Source organism: Gammaproteobacteria bacterium (assembly GCA_021648145.1).
Lineage (GTDB): Bacteria > Pseudomonadota > Gammaproteobacteria > JAADGQ01 > JAADGQ01 > S141-38.
In genome coordinates this window covers 43,506-61,386 of the sequence record JAKITI010000016.1, presented here as the reverse complement: position 1 = coordinate 61,386, position 17,881 = coordinate 43,506, and the positions used below count along the sequence as shown (strand labels likewise).

Here is a 17,881-nt window from a genome sequence, read left to right as displayed (position 1 = left end):
CAAGTACTCGAGCAGTATCACGTATGCCACTTCCATTGATTGCCATATCCACAATTTGTTTTTTAACCCCAGCTTCATAAGCTTTATTTCGATAACTCAGCATAAAAGTGTTCATTTTACATTCGGGATTTTTGCAACAATAACGCTAAACTCCTTTGTTGCTAAGCCCTGATTTCATTATTTGGTTGCCACTACACTTCGGGCATTTAACTTCTTAATAACATTTCATAAATGCTATTATATCAAATAATTACAGCTTTAAGCCATCACCATAAAATCCATTGCATGAACAAAAGAACACACAATATAAATATAATTTGAGCCAATATAATTTGGTAGTAAAACGACTTTTCAATACAACCTTTCTTATACATTTCCAATTTATACAGATATTTGAAGGTGCAGTAATAAAACAACACAGCAGCAGCTACTGCAACGAAAAAAAGTAACCAATGATAAGTTGATAAAATCAAACCAATAAACACACCACCTAATTCAGCTGGCAAACCAATAAGATATATTTTTTTTAAAGAAAACTTATTTTTTGTTAAACTAACGAGTAAAGTATAGGCATACATAAATAATATTCACCTCATTAATAATTACAAAAAACCGCACCACAGATGTTTTATTCTATAGACACTTCAGACCTCACAAAACTAACCCCCTCCCTTTCAACAAAAAGGAGGGGATATCTTCATCATCTTTTATTTAGATCACGAATCGAAGCTATTTACTACCATCCGGGGGGGCCATAGCCTTCATTCGACGGAGGGGTATAACCATAGTTTGGGGGGTTATACGGTGTGCCATAATCACCAATACCGAAATCATACGGATCCTGAGGCCAAGGCTGAGGCGAAACAATATCACTTCCTAGACCAACATCATCAGATTGAGTGAGCAAAGCTATTGGGCTTAGCCCTGTAGCAGCCCCGAAAATAAATTTACTGAGCCAATCAAGACCACCAGAAACCTGCTCAACTTCACTAAAATTTAATTCTCTCATTTTGAGTTACCTCATTAATTAGCGTATAATTACGCTTCGTTTCAAAATGCCTCTAACAACAGTTAGAAGCGACTTTTCCGGTGGTGGTTGCAGCCACCACCGGAAACTCCTAACTCTCTTCCTTTATCAATCAAAAGAGAATTCAAAAATATCACAGATACTCTTTATCCAATAAAACTGATTTCCAGATTTTCCATTGGCTCCGATCTTGCTTGAATACGTATATCCCTTCATATACATGGTCTTTTATTGATGCAATGCCACTGATTTTTTCCACTTTGCTCTTTACCCGCGCAACAGCATAATCACCACTAATGCCGACAAAATTAAACTTGATCAATGAAATATTGGCATCAGACGCTGGAAACAATCTCTCTAATTTTGTCTTCTCATGCATATAAATTGGAGATTCAGGGTGCATAACCTTCATCACATCTTCAATGGACTCTGAATCTTTTGACATAGCTGCGGCTTGTGTTTTCATCACATTTTCCAGCTGCGATGACACAGCACCATTGTTTGCAAGTAGGGTGCCGGAATAGACCGAAGCACAAAGAGATATAACTGTTGTTAATTTTTTATTCATAGAAACCTACACCTCTATAAAAATATTATTTTTGTATGATGTGATTCATAAAAACCTTACAGATACTCCACATCCAAGGCTATAGCCTGCCAGAGTTTCCATTGACTTTGTTCTTGTTTGAATATATGTATTTTTTCGTTCACTTGACTCTTAAATGATGCTGGCCCACTGATTTTTTCAATTTTTTCTTTGACCCGTGCAATAGCATAATCACCACTCACACCAACAAAGCTGAACTCTTGCAGGGAGACATTCATATCATAAACAGGAAACATTTGTTCCATTGCAACCTTGACATGCATAGAAGCAGGAGATTCAGAGTGCATACTCTTCATCACACCTTCAATGGATTCTGAATCTTTTGACATGGCCACATTCTGTGACTTGAGAACACTCTCCAGTTGTGAAGAGATTTCATCACTATTGGCAAGCAAAGTGCCAGAGTAAACTGAGGCACACATTGATACAGCCGCTATTAATTTTTTATTCACGTTATTTCTCCAGTTACTATTTAAAATGTAAAGTTTTTTGACAACTTGAGGTTTAATTTACACACAGAAAAAACCAATAGCAATAGCCCGAAAGGGCTATTATTTTACTGGATTACTATGATTTTCATTTGAAGTGCCTTGGCAGTAGCATGCTGTCGATTATTTACGTCAAGCTTTTTAGTGATTTTTTTAACATGGTTTTTCACGGTTTGCTCACTAATACTTAACACTTGCGCGACTTCCCAGTTAGTTTTTCCTAAATACACCCATCTCAATACTTCAGTTTCACGCGCTGAAAGTATTTTTTTATTGTGGGATACCTCCGCTTGAGCAACCAGATATTGATCTGAAAGGTCACCGCTCTGGAGTGTTGAAACCACTGGAAATATAGGTGATAAAGCCTTTTTTACAGCTGCTGTTTTTGTATATACAGCATGTAAATGAGGGACTAGAATCTTCATCAGGTCAACATGACGCTCTTCAATGCCACCCACTATATTGGCAAAACCAAAATACGATGCATAACCCTGACCACAATCCAGTACGCCATGAGACATGACATTATTAATTGAAAACCTCTGGTAAAAAGCGATATCGTCAGAAGAACTCTGGCAAGATTCTTTATGAACATCCAATACCTGTGGTGATTGGCTTTCAAACCAATGACAAAACAGTGGAGATATGACTTGACCCGATGAGCCAACAATCATTGAAATAAATTTTTCAGGAAACCCTTTGTTCAGACTTGTGACAGCTTTCATCGAACGACCGTCTCGAATCCCTATACCACATGCCATCATCTCATAACCCATCAGCTCCCGTGTTCTTTTTAATATGCTTTCAAACTCATCGTTTGAATGAAAATTGAGACATGACTCAATAATTGAAAAAACTTCAAGCTTGCAAGATTCACTTAAACAGTTGCAATACATACACCACCCTGATCGCTTCGATTATTACACCCTGCTGAGATAACCCACCAACAAACCAAGTGCGTTTAGTATCTTAATAAAAAATTGATTTTGACCGATTTGAATACATAATATTGAAGTGAACAACTCTTCAAAAGAGAGCCAATCTGCATAGGCAACAGGAGTCACCACAGATCACAGATCACAGATCACAGATCACAATCTCATTGTTTTTATTATTAAAAATCGTGTCAATATTTTTTACACATTTAGTAAATCACAAAAAAACATGGGTTACAATATGTTATTCCACGACAAAAAATAACAATCTGTTTTTGTGATGAAGCTCACAAAAAACAGAGACTACACCAATCAATGCGGTTATTTTATTTCATACCCCTGCATAGAAAAGTCTATTTGCCAAGCTTGACGCTCTTTAATGTTCTCGATAGTTCAGTCGTTATACGCTGGATTCTGGAAAACAAAAAGCCTCAGATCAAAGTATGCTGAGGCTGTTCTAAACAAAAGAAACAGCATATCAAACAGAGCTTGACAACACATTTGCTATAAAATAATCTGGCTAGATTAATGGTGGAGTAAAGAGATGGACTGGCGTTTGGCAGAAGCAAAAAATCTTTTTAGTGAGGTCGTTAATAGAGCCTTGATTGAAGGGCCACAACGTATTTCACGCCGTGATGACACTGTTATTCTACTCGCACAGCAAGAGTATGATCGACTGACAGGAGTGCGACCTGGTTTTAAAGAGTTCCTGCTCAAGCAAACCCCGAATCTGGATGACCTTGCTCTGAACCGTGATAAATCAGGAATGCGAGAGGTTGACCTGTGAGGGTGTTACTGGATACTTGTGTTCTGTCTGAATTACGCAAGGACAACTGCAACACAAATGTACGAAGGGTTGTGGAAGAAATCGCTGATGAACCCTTGGACAGAGTAGAAACTGACTCACTATTATCAATGATCACTCTATAAAAATGGAACTTCAATGAAATTCCTGCTTGCTATTTTATTGCTAATATCCAGCTTTAATCTTCCCGCTGCCTCTGATCGAATCAGTATCGTGGGTTCAACAACCGTGCTACCCATCATGGCACAAGCCGCTAAACGTTACCGTCATTTACATCCTGATATTATATTAACTGTTTCGGGCGGTGGTTCCGGAGTTGGGGTCGCCAGCATACGCCAAGGTACAGCGCAGATTGGTATGGTATCTCGTGAGCTTACCGAGCAAGAAAAAAATAGCTTCAATAACAGCGTAGAAACCATACCCATCGCACGTGATGTGGTTGCAATCGCTGTTTCCAAAACCGTCTATTTATCAGGTATCAAACAGTTAAGTATTGAGCAAATCGCGGATATTTATCGTGGCAAGAGACGTAATTGGAAAAGTGTCGGCGGGGCTGACACACCTATTTTAGTCATTGACAAAGAAGCTTCACGAGGTACTCGGCATGTTTTTGCGAAAGTTGTACTGGGTCATGCTCAGGCAAGAGCACGAGGTGCATCCATCATTACAGGCTCTAACAATGAAGAGCAAGCCGCAATTGCCAGAAGTGACCAAGCCATTGGCATGCTATCAACTGCCTGGTTAAATGACCAGGTACGTGCGCTTGCCATTATTGGCGCAAACCATGAGCCTGGGTCACTCACTCACATCACTGATAGCCACTACCCCATTCAACGAACTCTGGATATTTTACTACCTAAAAATGCATCCGATAAAACCCGTAAGTTTATTGATTTTTTATTGTCACCTGAAGGGCAAAAAATTGTGCAAAATGTAGGTTACCTTCCAATTCATTAATGTTAAAGCTCTATTGCACACTTTCAGCCGCACTCGCCACGGCCACAATTTTTTTAGTCATCGGATTTTTGGTACAAGCATCCTGGCCTCTGGTTCAATCTCAGGGATTCACTTTTTTATTTGAAACAGAGTGGTACCCTTATGAGGCGTTATACGGCATGCTACCTGCCGTTATTGGTACACTTTGGAGTGTTTCACTCGCACTATTGATTGCAGTTCCCTTGGGGTTTTCTGCTGCGCTTTTCAGTGCTGAACTGTTATCCGAACCTGCTCGGCAATTCGTTCGCTTTGGTATGGAGCTGCTCGCAGGTATTCCCTCGGTGGTTTACGGTTTGATCGGGCTATGGGTACTTCTCCCCATTATTGAAGTGCAATTCGATTTACTCTCAGGCCGGAGCCTGCTTGCCGCAGGTTTGCTTCTCGCTCTTATGATTTTACCCACGATCATGCTGTTATCAGAAGATGCCATATACAGTGTTTCCAAAGCCCAGAAAGAAGCCGCAACTAATCTGGGGCTGGACTGGAGTGAGCGTTTGCTTAGAATTATGATTCCTGAATCATGGCCTTACGTTCGCACTGCTACACTGCTCGCCATGGGCCGAGCTATGGGTGAGACCATTGCCGTTATGCTGGTTGTGGGTTCAATTGATCGCATTCCTGAACCTTGGTACAACTTGCTCGAACCCGCCCAAACACTGACATCCAGGCTCGGCCGTGAAATGGCCGAAGCCGGAGTGGACTCCATTCATTGGTCTGCTTTGATGGCTTGCGGCCTTCTATTGGCTTTATTTGCTATGGCCGTGGCTGTGATTTCCCTACGCCCAACCACACCAACAGAAGCCCTAAAAAAACCATGATACAGCGTGATGTATTTACAAAGTCTGTGATTATTTTACTGGCACTGCCTGCGCTGCTACTTCCTGCGCTCTGTTTGATCTATATTTTCTGGCAAGCCCTGCCCGTGCTGAATTTAGAGTTTATCAGTACAGCAGAGGATGGGGTTGAGTTTGGCGTGTCCGGCGGTATTTTGCCACAACTCACAGGCTCACTGATTTTAGCCTTGGGCGCATGTTTACTCGCAGCCCCTTTTGCGCTCGGTACGGCTCTCTATCACAAGTTATTCGCTTCACCCTGGCAGCAACAGTGGTTAAATTCCCTACTCAATACCCTTCAAGGTATTCCACCGATCGTATTTGGCTTATGCGGTTTAATCATTTTTGTACATGCTTTAAAGTGGGGAATTTCACTGGCCAGTGGCATCGTTATTTTAGCAGTCGTGGTACTTCCACTCATGGTATTAAATACGATATCTGCCATTCAACGTATCCCAGCTAACAATACGAATGCCGCACGTTCATTAGGCTTATCGGACAGTGAAGTGGTTTGGCGGGTTTGGTTTCCAGAGGCGTGGCCTAATATTTTGACCGGTTTGCTACTGGGAGTTGCCCGCGCTTTGAGTGAAACAGCCCCGATTCTTTTTACCGCCACCATTTTTTCAGGTGTACAATGGCCAGACTCAATTTTCTCACCCGTCCCCACCCTTCAAACACACATATTTTATCTTGCCCAGGAAGGCTCAAATCCACTTGCTGTAAGCACTGCATGGGGCAGTGCCGCCGTATTGATCACCTTAATCGCATTTTTTGGAATCGCGGCACGCGTATTAAAAAAAGCAGGAGCATCATGAGCGGTATTCACGCGCCTAAAACTGGTACAAAAGACCAAAGTTTACATTCAGAATATCTTCATCCACCGCAGTATTCGAAATTTTAGCATCCATTGAAAACTTCTGAATGGCGAAACGAGCCGTCAGATTACGCCCAACTTCATAGTTCAACCCTCCTCCAAAAAAAACATCAACACTGGAGTCATTCACCGCACCCACATCATAGTCCCAATTAGCCAGCCCAATCTGTACAAAAGCCGTTAATTCATTTGACAAATCAGCATTGGCCACCACACTACCATAAAGTGTACTAGCTTCACTCTTTACAGAGACGGCATCAACATCACCAAAATCGACAAAACCCAGCTCAATAGACAACAGCTCATTCAATTTCAGCCCACCAAAAATAGAGAATGAAGGCGAACTGTCATTTGCCAGATCATACTTGGCACTTCCTAGATTAACACCGAGATAAGGGGCAAACCCCTGACCTATCTTGCTGTGGCTGGTGACAATATCTGAATCGGCTGCATTAATAACAGGTGATGCCAATATCGCCATCGTGGCAAGAACAACTTTTGATTTCAGTTTCATTTCAACCCTCCTTAATCACAATCCGAACAGTGATTTCTCACGCTGTTTGCGGATCTCTTTTTCATCAGACCATTCAATCATCCCACTTTCAATATGCATCACTTTCAGCGTCAATTTGTAATAGACATCCTTCACACTACTGCTCCTTTTCACAATACTGCTCAAGTTGCCATACATCATATATTCAGCACCGATCTGACGACCGATTTGCACAGCACTGTTACGATCGACCATACCGCTTTCGTTCTGAAACGCTAACTGATCGCGCACTTCGGTTACTTTGGTCATATCAACAAAACGGAATTTTCCGGAACGTAGAAGGCGGGTGGAAATTGTATCTGTGATCGACTCTGTATCAATATGCTCCGTGGTCTTGTTTTTGATTTTCTCAACAAACATCACCGGACGACGCTGACTGGTCGCCTCTACAATCGGAGGGAAAGCCAACAATGAGTCAACCATTTTCGTGGCCATTTGTTGTAAATCCGTAGAACCAAACTCAACGCTCGTTGTTTCAACTTCAGTGGCATCCTTGTAACCCACCTTGTTTGCACAACCTTGCAATAGCAGCAGCGATACGGTGACCCATAATATTCCAGCCAGAGTTGAATATTTTTTCATCGACATTTACTGCCCCTTTACATTTAATCGGTAACTCTTCACAGAGCTATTTGGTGCGACACCATACACGCTAACACTCTGTGCGCCATGCAAGCTCACAGGAGTCCAGCCATCCGTACCCGCTTCAACTTCAAACTCATCGTGATCAAACCAGGAAAAACGATATGACACCTCTTTATCACTGCCAGTCAGGTTGGTCAGTTTCAACCTGACTTCAAGCAATCCACCCACCTCTCGACTGCGCATATCTGAAATCGTAATTTTTTTGGCGAGTGCATCATTATGTATCAGCAAGTGCTTTTTAACTTCAGTACCAGCCGCACTAGGTTGACCAATCGCTTCAATGCCCGAGGTACTGCAACCACTCAGTAACATCACGAACAGCATCAAAGGAAGCACCTTTATATAGCGGTTATGTTGACTCATTTCGACTCTTTTCATTTGAATACTCCATATATATTCATTCTATAACGTTATTGCCCGTGTGTGCAATCGACCACCAGCGGCAATGACATGTATCACCGTAGTCTGCCCAGGGGAAACCTGAATGCTCATCTCATCATTATAAAGCCCATTGCTCAACGTCAATGTCTGCTGCCCTCCATTCACAACGGTATGCAGAATCTGCACCTCGGCAGGTAACGTCAACCAACTACGCAGATCAGCACGGTTTAATAATAGTTGCCCCAATCCCGCCAGCGCACCAAAGAGATTATCCTGATGACGATCACTCCAATGCTCGCGAGCAATGGCACGCAACCCCTGCCGAACAATGATTCCTGGAAGCCGCTCTTCCAATGCCTTGGCTGCCATTGCAGAAATTTCGACGATCGTCTCAGTTTCACCAAGGCGATCACCACTTAACCCAACAACCAGTGGACGATAATTTTTTTTATGATTCACGTAGGTCGGAAATACCATATTATTAGGCACTCCGTACAGATCAAGAAAAAGATTAATTTCCTGCTTTTCTGGCGCATACCCCTGTTCATAAAGCACAACCACCCGACTCTCTCCCTTGGCCAGAGATACCATTTTTTCTTCAGAAACCCTACCCTTGATTCGTTCCAGATCCTCTTCCATTCCGAGGTACCGCGCCAAACGTACTACATCACCACGCAAATAACTGTTATCGGGATAGATCTCCAGCGCCTTTTTATAGTCGATGTAAGCATCATTGTATTCGCCATTAATCTCATAAATCAGACCTGATATATAGAAGGTATAGGCATTTTGAAAAGAGTTTTTGACTTTGGATGAGAGTGAAGTCAATGATGAAAACTTCTGTTTATAATTCCTGTTATTAGCAAGGATCATCGCTTTATTTCTGGCTTTTGTATCCTGCTGTTCCGCCTTATTCAGATCATCCTCATACTCAAGCAACGCTTGTTGTTGCTCAAGATTGGCACGCCGTACCTCAACAGCGGCCGCCTCAAGGTTTCGCTGGTTAAGGAAGTTCAGCGCCTGAAAACTGTGAACAAAAACGCGTTCATAAGTTTCACCACGATACGGCATCGCATTTTCATTCAGCATTATGGCTCCAGCCTTGCTGATAGCACCTGAAGCGGTCATTTTTGCTGCGGCCTCATTCGCCTCAAATAGATCCAGCACCTGTTCAAAATCCTGCACACTTGCATCAATGTTCCCGGCGATCTGGGAGATACGCCCCCGCTCCATTAGATAGAGTATTTTGTCTGCGCCCTGACTCTGTTTTCCCAGTAACATTTGCGCGGCAGAAAATTCACCTGCCATGATTTTTTGCTTGATGACTTCCGCCTGCAATGGGTAAGGGCTGAAGAGTGAATTAGTCGCACAGCCGCTCAGCAGGACGGCGCAAAACAACCCCCATACCACGACCCCCTTCACTTTCATCTGCACTCCTGCCACCAATAAGCTCATCACACACGCACTATAACGTCTTGCGAAGATGACTGCACATCTATAATTGATATAACCTTAACTACAGATAAAGTTAATTTTAGAGTGTTCAATATGCAAGCCATTCAAAAAACCAAAAACTGCACTCCTTTTTTTCAAGTTCAAAACCTGAGCTTGGCAATACAAGGGGATACCATTTTACACGACCTATCTTTTAACTTGCCTTCGACTGGAATTACAACGTTGATTGGGCCATCAGGTGCAGGGAAAAGCTCCTTGCTACATTGTTTAAATGGTCTATTACAACACTGGACAGGCTCGGTATGCGTTGCGGGACACGACACACGAAAGTGGCCTGGTGGCATGACTGCATTACGCCGACATGTAGGGTTAATTGGTCAAAAACCCTGTGTTTTTCCTCGCTCTGTTTATAGAAATGTTACTTTTGGAATCCGTGGATTTAATCAACGCCGTAAAGCTCATGAATTAGTTGAGCGCTGTTTACGTGCTGCTGCCTTATGGGATGAAGTCAAGAATCGCCTGGAGATGCCTGCCCGTCATCTTTCTATTGGCCAACAACAGCGTTTGTGTCTAGCCAGAGCATTAGCCATTAAACCTGGTCTCTTATTGCTTGATGAACCTACCGCTTCACTTGACCCTAAATCTAAACAACTTATTGAACAATCATTATTTGATCTCTCAGAAACAATCCCGATGCTCTGTGTCACGCACGACATTGCTCAAGCAATGCGCATCAGCAAGCAGGTTATTTTTATTTGTGAAGGACGAATCATCGAGCAAGCGGCTGGCTCTGATTTTTTTAAGCAGCCACAGCGTATTGAGAGCCGCGAGTTTTTAAAGTGGAGTGTGTGTGACTGCTAAAAAATATTACTTTTTAAAAAGCACAAAAAAGCCCGACTGAAGTCAGGCTTTTTATCAAGGTCAATGAAAAACCTTAACGAGAATAAAATTCCACAACAAGATTTGGACTCATTTGAACAGGATAAGGAACATCATTGATCACAGGAATCTCTTTAAAAGTTCCTTTCACATTTTCTTCCATCGTAAAGTAATCAGGAATATCGCGTTCCATTTTTTGTAACGCTTCAACGACCATTGGAATTTTCTGGCTCTTCTCACGTACTTCAATAATATCGCCAGGCTTGCAACGATAAGATGGAATATTAACAACCACACCATTAACAGTGACATGCTTGTGGTTAACAAACTGACGTGCAGCAAAAACAGTCGGTACAAAATTCATACGATAAACGATCGCATCAAGACGCGACTCAAGCAGTCCGATCAGGTTTTCTGAAGTATCACCTTTACGGCGCGCAGCTTCTTTGAAAATAGCGCGAAACTGCTTTTCACTGATGCTGCCATAGTAGCCTTTAATTTTCTGTTTTTCACGTAACTGAACACCATAATCCGTTGTTTTAGCACGTTTAGCGCCATGCTGACCCGGACGTGTTCCTTTAGAATTTGTTGGACATTTACTGCGTCCCCATAAATTTTCGCCCAGACGACGACAAATTTTGTACTTGGGGATTGTGCGCTGATTACTTCCAGCCATAATATATTTCCTCTACCTTCACGCTTTAATAATTAATTAAAAATCGGTAATTAAAAAGTTGGGATCATCTGTAAAAAAACAGACATCGCAATAACTTCCCGTGCCGCATTTATCGAAAAAGTGATCAAAACCACTTCCATAAGGCGGATTGCGAACGAGCTTTATACACGAACACTCTGTATAAATCAATATATCAAGAAGGCTGGATGACCCGCTTCTCGACTCCCTCATACCTAAATTCTGCAAGCGATAATGCTTGCAGAATTTAGGCCATATATATTACGCCGCTTTTTTATCACCCAGCAGCAATCCGTTCATACGACGAACAAATGCAACAGGATCATTAAGCTGTCCGCCTTCGGTCAACAGTGCTTGATCAAACAACAGCAAGCTCCATTCCTTAAAGCGTTCTTCGTCATTTTCAGCTTTAATAAACTCAACCAAGGCATGATCTGGGTTAATCTCCATAATTGGAGTGACTTCCGGCATGTTATGCCCGGCTTCTTTCATCAGCTTTTGCAAACTTGCTCCCATGTCATTCTCCTCAACAACCAGACATGATGGAGAGTCAGTTAAGCGATGACTGACACGAACCTCTTTAACTTGATCACCAATCGCTTTCTGCATTTTTTCAACAAGAGGCTTAAACGTTTCTTCCGTCTCTTTTTGCGCCTCTTTTTCCTCTTTATCTTCCAGATCACCCAGATCCAGAGTTCCTTTAGCAATGGACTTCAGTGACTTCCCTTCAAACTCATTCAAATAAGAGATCATCCAGTCATCCACACGCTCATGCATCAACAACACTTCAATGCCTTTTTTGCGGAATACTTCCAAGTGTGGGCTGCCAATGGCTGCAGCATAACTATCGGTAGTAATATAGTAGATATCTTTCTGCCCCTCTTTCATGCGCTCGATATACGCATCCAAAGAGACATCTTCAACATCATTGTCATTATGAGTAGAAGAGAAACGTAACAGCTTGGCGATGCGTTCACGGTTTGCAGTATCTTCTGCAACCCCCTCTTTCATTACTTTGCCAAAAGTTTTCCAGAACTCAGCGTAAGTCTCTTGCTCATTTTTTGCCATTTTTTCCAGTCTGCCCAAAATTCGGGAAACCGAGGCTGAACGCAACTTATCAATCTGCTGATTCTTCTGTAATATTTCACGCGAAATATTCAATGGCAAATCATCAGAATCAATCACTCCACGAACAAAGCGCAGATAAGTTGGCATTAGCTGATCCGCATCCTCCATAATAAACACACGCTTTACGTACAGTTTAATTCCGTGAGAACGCTCTCTTTCATACAGATCAAAAGGAGCCCGTTTAGGAATGTAAAGTAATGAAATATAAGACTGTGTACCTTCAACATGATTATGAATATATGTCAGCGGATCTTCGAAATCATGTGCAACATGTTTGTAAAACTCATTGTATTCTTCTTCTGTGACTTCCTGCTTAGGGCGAACCCATAAAGCTGAAGCACGATTCACCGCTTCATATTCATCTTCTTTGCCTTCTTCTGTTGATTTCATTTCGATCGGCAAATTGATGTGATCTGAATAGCGCGTGATAATTGAGCGTAATTGGTAGCTCTCTAACAGCTCATCTTCACCCTCTTTAAGGTGCAAAACAATCTCAGTACCGCGAGCTGTTTTTTCAACTGTTTCCAGTGAGTAGGTGCCTTCAGCTTCAGATTCCCAACGCGCTCCATGCTCATGACCCAAACCTGCTTTACGGGTGGTCAATGTCACTTTGTCTGCAACAATAAATGCTGAATAAAAACCCACACCAAACTGGCCGATCAAGTGGGAATCTTTCGCCTGATCACCCGTCAGTGCTGACATGAACTGCTTTGTACCCGACTTGGCAATCGTACCAATATGATCCACCACCTCTTCACGAGTCATACCGATACCATTATCAGTAATCGTAATGGTACGTTTTTCTTTATCAAAATCGACTTTGATTTTGAAATCACTGTCGCCTTCATACAACGCGTCATCTGCCAGCGCTTCAAAACGTAATTTATCGCACGCATCAGAGGCATTGGAAATCAATTCCCGTAAAAAAATTTCTTTATTGGAATAAAGCGAGTTGATCATCAGTTTCAAAAGCTGATTGACTTCAGTTTGAAAACCGAGCGTCTCTTTATGTGATTCAATCGTCATGACAGGATATTTCCCCTTATTTTTCCATTTATTAACAAACGATGGCAAAATAGTGGGTTCGACCTACCAGTTTTTCAAGGTCTACCGATACTGTACGTAATACACCCTCTTTTATATTAATAAGGTTTTGATAAGGATATGAGTCACTCGACTGTTCAAACCACTCCATTTTCTGATCAAAAACCCGGAACATCGGGTCTCAGAAAGAAAGTAACCGTTTTTCAAGAACCACACTATTTAGCTAACTTTGTACAATCCATTTTCAACTCACTGGATGGTTTTCAAGGAAAAACTCTGGTTGTAGGCGGTGATGGCCGTTTTTATAATCAGGAAGCCACTCAAATTATTTTAAAAATGGCTGCTGCCAATGGTTTTGGTCGCGTTTTAGTCGGCCAAAATGGGCTGTTATCCACCCCTGCTGCCTCTCTCGTTATCCGTAAGCAGAGTGCCTTTGGAGGCATTATTCTCTCTGCCAGCCACAACCCAGCCGGACCGAACGGTGATTTTGGCATCAAATATAATATTGGTAATGGTGGCCCTGCTCCTGAAAAAATCACTGACGCTATTTTCGAACATACGAAAAAACTTGATTCTTACCTGATCACCGAGTCAGATAATATTGACCTCTCTAAAATCGGCTCATCACAGATTGGTAATATGCAGGTTGAAGTGATTGACCCTGTTTCAGATTATGCTGAGCTAATGGGTTCACTGTTTGATTTTGATGCAATACAAACACTGTTCAAAGATGGATTTCGCCTCTCTTTTGATGCCATGCATGCCATCACAGGGCCTTACGCTAAAGCCATCATTGAGCAGCGTTTAGGTGCGCCAACAGGCAGTGTATGCAATGCAGAGCCATTGACTGATTTTGGTGGTGGTCACCCTGACCCTAATTTGACCTATGCCCATGAATTAGTCGATACACTTTATGGTGAAAATGCACCTGATTTTGGCGCAGCATCCGATGGTGATGGGGATCGCAACATGGTTCTAGGCCGCCATTTTTTTATTACACCCAGCGATAGCCTTGCAATACTCGCCGCTAATGCAACACTCGCGCCAGGCTACAAAGCTGGGCTGGCAGGAATCGCACGATCCATGCCGACCAGCGCAGCAGTTGACCGCGTTGCAGAAAAGCTCGGCATTGACTGTTATGAAACACCGACAGGTTGGAAATTCTTTGGCAATCTGATGGATGCGGGCAAGGTCACCCTGTGTGGCGAAGAGAGTTTTGGTACGGGTTCAAACCATATCAGAGAAAAAGATGGGTTGTGGGCCGTACTTTTCTGGCTAAACATTATCGCCAAACGTAAACTTTCTGTTGAAGAGATTGCACTAGATCACTGGGCAATTTATGGCAGAAACTTTTATTCGCGTCACGACTATGAAGGTGTCGATAGCACTGCCGCTACGGCACTTATGAAGCACATAAAAAATAATTTTTCATCAATAAAAGGGCAAACCTTCGGCAATTATCAGGTTTCAGAGTGCGATGATTTCAGCTATACCGACCCCATTGACCAAAGTGTCAGCACAAATCAGGGTGTTCGTATTTTATTTAGCGATGGCTCACGCATTATCTTTCGTTTATCAGGCACAGGAACGGAAGGGGCAACCATTCGTATCTATCTGGAGTCTTTTGAGAAAGATCAATCAAAGCATGTTTTAGATGCTCAAGAAGGACTGGCTGAACTCATTCAAATAGCCAATCAAATTTCTGAAATTAAAGAGCGCACAGGGCGCAGTGAACCCACTGTTATTACATAGTGGCAACACAGAAGTCACCATTAATATTATAAAACCATGAAATAATCACCAAAAAAAGCCGCATATTAATGCGGCTTTTTTGTAAGACTAAAATCAAGTTAAAACTATCTGGCTGAATGACCGCTCAGCTTTACTTCAACCTTCTCATCATCTTTCAAGCCTGCATAATATTCACGCAAAATTTTCAACACTTCAGGGCGACTAAACTCTGCTGGCACATCATCACCTTCAGAAAGTGCTTTGCGCAGTTTTGACCCTGACAACAAGAGTCTATCCTTCGCCTCATGAGGACAAGTTTTCATGGAGGCCATGCCAGCACACTCGTAACACCAGAAAGTCCAGTCAATTTTAAGCGGTTTGGTTTCCAACGCATCCGCAGGGATTTCATCAAAAATATGGTGCGCATCAAATGGTCCATAATAATCGCCCACACCCGCATGATCACGCCCAACGATCAGGTGTGAACAACCGTAGTTTTGGCGAAACAGCGCGTGCAATAGAGCCTCACGCGGCCCAGCATAACGCATATCCAGTGGGTAGCCCGCTTGTAATACAGTATCTTTTACAAAATGTTTATCAATTAGCTCACCAATTGCATTGCTACGTACATCAGCAGGAATATCACCTGGCTTTAACTTACCCAGTAACGAATGAATCATCACGCCATCACAGATTTCAACTGCAATTTTTACCAAATACTCGTGCGAGCGATGCATTGGATTACGTGTTTGGAAAGCAGCGATGGTATACCAACTTTTCTCTTCAAAAATTTTACGAGTCTGCGCGGGGGTCATATAAGTATCTGCAAACTCTACTGGAAAGCTACCTTCTGACAGCACTTTAACCGAACCCGCCAAATTCACATCACCTTGCGCCATTACCATCGCAACACCTGGGTGATCTTCATCGGTCGTTTTGAAAACCATCATGCATTCATGCGCTTTATCAATGCTGTATTTTTCTGTGACTTTCATTGTCGCCATGATTTCATCATTTTCACGATTCACCAATGCGACTTCAGCTCCCAGATCAATACTGTTGGCTGTACCTTCATCAGTCGATAAAGTAATAGGAATCGGCCAGAACAGACCATTAGACAATTTCATGCCATCACACACACCTGACCAGTCAGCGTGTGTCATAAAGCCTGCTAATGGAGTGAAACCACCAATTCCCATCATAATGAGATCGCCCACTTCGCGTGAGCTCACTTTGACTTGTGGCATTTTTTTAGCACGCGCCAGTTCAGATGCCCGTTCGTCACCCTCCAGCAACAACGGTTTTAGTTCATCACTACCGTGAGGCTTGACTAACTTTGACATATTTTTACTCCTTAAAATAAATTCAATAAAACTAAACGGGGCGAACACACAGGCTCGCCCCTACAAAAAAATTAGATGAAAATCGGCTGTTTATCGTAACCAGATAGTTTTTGCGCTGACAAATTCTCGAATACCATGACGAAACAATTCTCGCCCATAACCTGACGCTTTGACACCACCAAATGGCAAGCGTGGGTCACTTTTCACCAAACCATTGACAAAACAAGCACCTGACTGCATTTGCAAAGCCAGTGCCTCACCACGCTTTTGATCGGCCGTCCAGACACTGCCACCCAGACCATAACGTGAACTATTTGCGACGGCTAACGCCTCTTTTTCATCAGACACACGAATCACCGCTGCAACTGGGCCAAAAAGTTCATCTTCATAGGCGGGCATACCGGATCGCACGTAATCCAGTAGTGACGCAGGATAAAAAGAACCTTCTAATTCAGGCACAACACAACCCGTGACAGGAGTTGCTCCTAGAGCCACACTATCCATCACCTGTTGATGCAGTTCATCACGCAGATCAAGCCTTGCCATCGGCGCTAATGTCACCGCTTCATCCAGTGGTGAACCCATTTGCAACGTTTCAATAGCTTGTTTAAAACAATCAACAAAAAGATCAGCCACTGCATCAACAACAATAAAACGCTTTGCCGCAATACAGCTTTGTCCAGCATTTAAAAATCGTGAAATTAAAGCTGTTTCGACTGCTAAATCAATCTGTGCATCTTCAAGCACAATAAAGGCATCGGTACCACCCAGCTCTAATACTGTTTTTTTCAGATGAGCACCCGCTATTGCCGCAACTTTACGGCCTGCATATTCACTGCCAGTGAGTGCCACCATCTGTACAGAGTCATGGCTGATCACATCAGCCACTTGCTTTGCTTCAATGTCCAACGTCCGAAAAATATTTTTTGGCATCCCTGCCGCTTTAAATATTTGCTCAATCGCATGAGCACACTGAGGCACATTAGAGGCATGCTTTAGTAAAACAGTATTACCAGAAATCAAGGCAGGCACCGCACAGCGAAATAGCTGCCAAAAAGGAAAATTCCAAGGCATAATCGCCAACACGGTTCCTAGCGGCTGATATGTCACGTAACTCTTGCTGGCATCAGAAGTAACTTCTTCGGACTTTAAAAATTGTGAGCTGTATTTTGCATAATATTCACAAACTGCAGCACACTTATCAATTTCAGTACGCGCTTCACCGATAAGCTTCCCCATCTCCAGTGAGGCAAGTTGTGCCAACTCCTCACGCCGTGCTTTTAATTTTTCAGCAACACCAATTAAACTCTGAGAGCGTTCATTGATTGATCGAGCAGCCCAACATGGTGTTGCGGTCATTACATCATGTAATACGCATTGAAGCTGTGCCTGATCCCAAACTTTAAACGTATTTACAACTTTACCATTAACTGGATTGATTGACAGCAGAGACATTACTAATG

At 42.6% G+C, this 17,881-nt stretch carries 18 protein-coding genes; 6 read left to right on the top strand and 12 right to left on the bottom strand.

What is annotated here, in order from left to right; all coding sequences use genetic code 11:
* Positions 1–736: 736 nt before the first annotated feature.
* The 4 genes from L3J70_10500 to L3J70_10485 form a co-directional block, all read right to left on the bottom strand.
* Positions 737–1,009 (bottom strand): hypothetical protein, encoded by a 273-nt coding sequence (locus L3J70_10500; GenBank protein ID MCF6236782.1) that lies wholly within the window; start codon positions 1,007–1,009, stop codon positions 737–739.
* Positions 1,010–1,160: 151 nt separating this feature from the next.
* Positions 1,161–1,595, bottom strand: a complete 435-nt coding sequence (locus L3J70_10495) for a hypothetical protein (protein MCF6236781.1) — start codon at positions 1,593–1,595, stop codon at positions 1,161–1,163.
* Between the two features lie 56 nt (positions 1,596–1,651).
* Entirely contained in the window at positions 1,652–2,086 is a 435-nt protein-coding gene (locus tag L3J70_10490; GenBank protein MCF6236780.1) for a hypothetical protein, read from the bottom strand.
* A gap of 104 nt (positions 2,087–2,190) precedes the next feature.
* Positions 2,191–3,018: a LuxR C-terminal-related transcriptional regulator gene (locus tag L3J70_10485; GenBank protein ID MCF6236779.1), complete on the bottom strand. Its 828-nt coding sequence runs from the start codon at positions 3,016–3,018 to the stop codon at positions 2,191–2,193.
* 583 nt (positions 3,019–3,601) lie between these two features.
* Here L3J70_10485 and L3J70_10480 point away from each other — a divergent pair.
* The 4 genes from L3J70_10480 to L3J70_10465 all read left to right on the top strand — a co-directional run bounded on the left by L3J70_10480 (position 3,602) and on the right by L3J70_10465 (position 6,506).
* Positions 3,602–3,844, top strand: coding sequence for a prevent-host-death protein (locus L3J70_10480; GenBank protein ID MCF6236778.1), 243 nt, complete (start codon positions 3,602–3,604; stop codon positions 3,842–3,844).
* A 156-nt stretch (positions 3,845–4,000) separates the two neighbouring features.
* Entirely contained in the window at positions 4,001–4,819 is an 819-nt protein-coding gene (locus L3J70_10475; protein MCF6236777.1) for a phosphate ABC transporter substrate-binding protein, read from the top strand.
* Complete coding sequence (gene pstC, locus L3J70_10470; GenBank protein ID MCF6236776.1) at positions 4,819–5,676, top strand: phosphate ABC transporter permease subunit PstC; 858 nt, start codon at positions 4,819–4,821, stop codon at positions 5,674–5,676. The genes L3J70_10475 and pstC overlap by 1 nt, the downstream gene beginning before the upstream one ends.
* Positions 5,673–6,506 carry an ABC transporter permease subunit gene (locus L3J70_10465; protein MCF6236775.1) on the top strand — a complete coding sequence of 278 codons (834 nt, stop codon included), beginning with the start codon at positions 5,673–5,675 and terminating at the stop codon, positions 6,504–6,506. Before pstC ends, L3J70_10465 begins: the two co-directional genes overlap by 4 nt.
* A 15-nt stretch (positions 6,507–6,521) precedes the next feature.
* On the opposite strand, the gene L3J70_10460 is transcribed toward L3J70_10465, so the two are convergent.
* Genes L3J70_10460 through L3J70_10445 form a run of 4 tightly spaced genes read right to left on the bottom strand, consistent with a single transcriptional unit; the run spans position 6,522 to position 9,572 of the window.
* Positions 6,522–7,079 (bottom strand): porin family protein, encoded by a 558-nt coding sequence (locus L3J70_10460; protein MCF6236774.1) that lies wholly within the window; start codon positions 7,077–7,079, stop codon positions 6,522–6,524.
* A 15-nt stretch (positions 7,080–7,094) separates the two neighbouring features.
* Positions 7,095–7,700: a penicillin-binding protein activator LpoB gene (lpoB, locus tag L3J70_10455; GenBank protein ID MCF6236773.1), complete on the bottom strand. Its 606-nt coding sequence runs from the start codon at positions 7,698–7,700 to the stop codon at positions 7,095–7,097.
* Between the two features lie 6 nt (positions 7,701–7,706).
* The gene (locus L3J70_10450; protein ID MCF6236772.1) at positions 7,707–8,141 is read right to left on the bottom strand and encodes a YcfL family protein; all 435 of its coding nucleotides are present in this window, start codon (positions 8,139–8,141) and stop codon (positions 7,707–7,709) included.
* 24 nt (positions 8,142–8,165) lie between these two features.
* A complete protein-coding gene (locus L3J70_10445) occupies positions 8,166–9,572 on the bottom strand; it encodes a hypothetical protein (protein MCF6236771.1) in 1,407 nt (468 codons plus the stop codon).
* Positions 9,573–9,692: 120 nt separating this feature from the next.
* Between L3J70_10445 and L3J70_10440 the strand changes: the two genes are divergently transcribed.
* On the top strand, positions 9,693–10,460 hold the full coding sequence (locus L3J70_10440) for a phosphate ABC transporter ATP-binding protein (protein ID MCF6236770.1): 768 nt from the start codon (positions 9,693–9,695) through the stop codon (positions 10,458–10,460).
* Positions 10,461–10,533: 73 nt separating this feature from the next.
* Here L3J70_10440 and rpsD read toward each other — a convergent pair whose 3' ends face one another.
* Together rpsD and htpG are read right to left on the bottom strand one after the other, a co-directional pair.
* Positions 10,534–11,154: a 30S ribosomal protein S4 gene (rpsD, locus tag L3J70_10435; GenBank protein MCF6236769.1), complete on the bottom strand. Its 621-nt coding sequence runs from the start codon at positions 11,152–11,154 to the stop codon at positions 10,534–10,536.
* A 279-nt stretch (positions 11,155–11,433) separates the two neighbouring features.
* Complete coding sequence (htpG, locus tag L3J70_10430) at positions 11,434–13,326, bottom strand: molecular chaperone HtpG (GenBank protein MCF6236768.1); 1,893 nt, start codon at positions 13,324–13,326, stop codon at positions 11,434–11,436.
* Positions 13,327–13,464: 138 nt separating this feature from the next.
* Here htpG and L3J70_10425 point away from each other — a divergent pair, with 138 nt between their 5' ends.
* Complete coding sequence (locus tag L3J70_10425; GenBank protein MCF6236767.1) at positions 13,465–15,096, top strand: alpha-D-glucose phosphate-specific phosphoglucomutase; 1,632 nt, start codon at positions 13,465–13,467, stop codon at positions 15,094–15,096.
* Between the two features lie 104 nt (positions 15,097–15,200).
* On the opposite strand, the gene sat is transcribed toward L3J70_10425, so the two are convergent.
* Together sat and L3J70_10415 are read right to left on the bottom strand one after the other, a co-directional pair.
* Complete coding sequence (gene sat / locus L3J70_10420; protein MCF6236766.1) at positions 15,201–16,418, bottom strand: sulfate adenylyltransferase; 1,218 nt, start codon at positions 16,416–16,418, stop codon at positions 15,201–15,203.
* 90 nt (positions 16,419–16,508) lie between these two features.
* Positions 16,509–17,873, bottom strand: a complete 1,365-nt coding sequence (locus L3J70_10415; GenBank protein MCF6236765.1) for an NAD-dependent succinate-semialdehyde dehydrogenase — start codon at positions 17,871–17,873, stop codon at positions 16,509–16,511.
* Positions 17,874–17,881 lie beyond the last annotated feature (8 nt).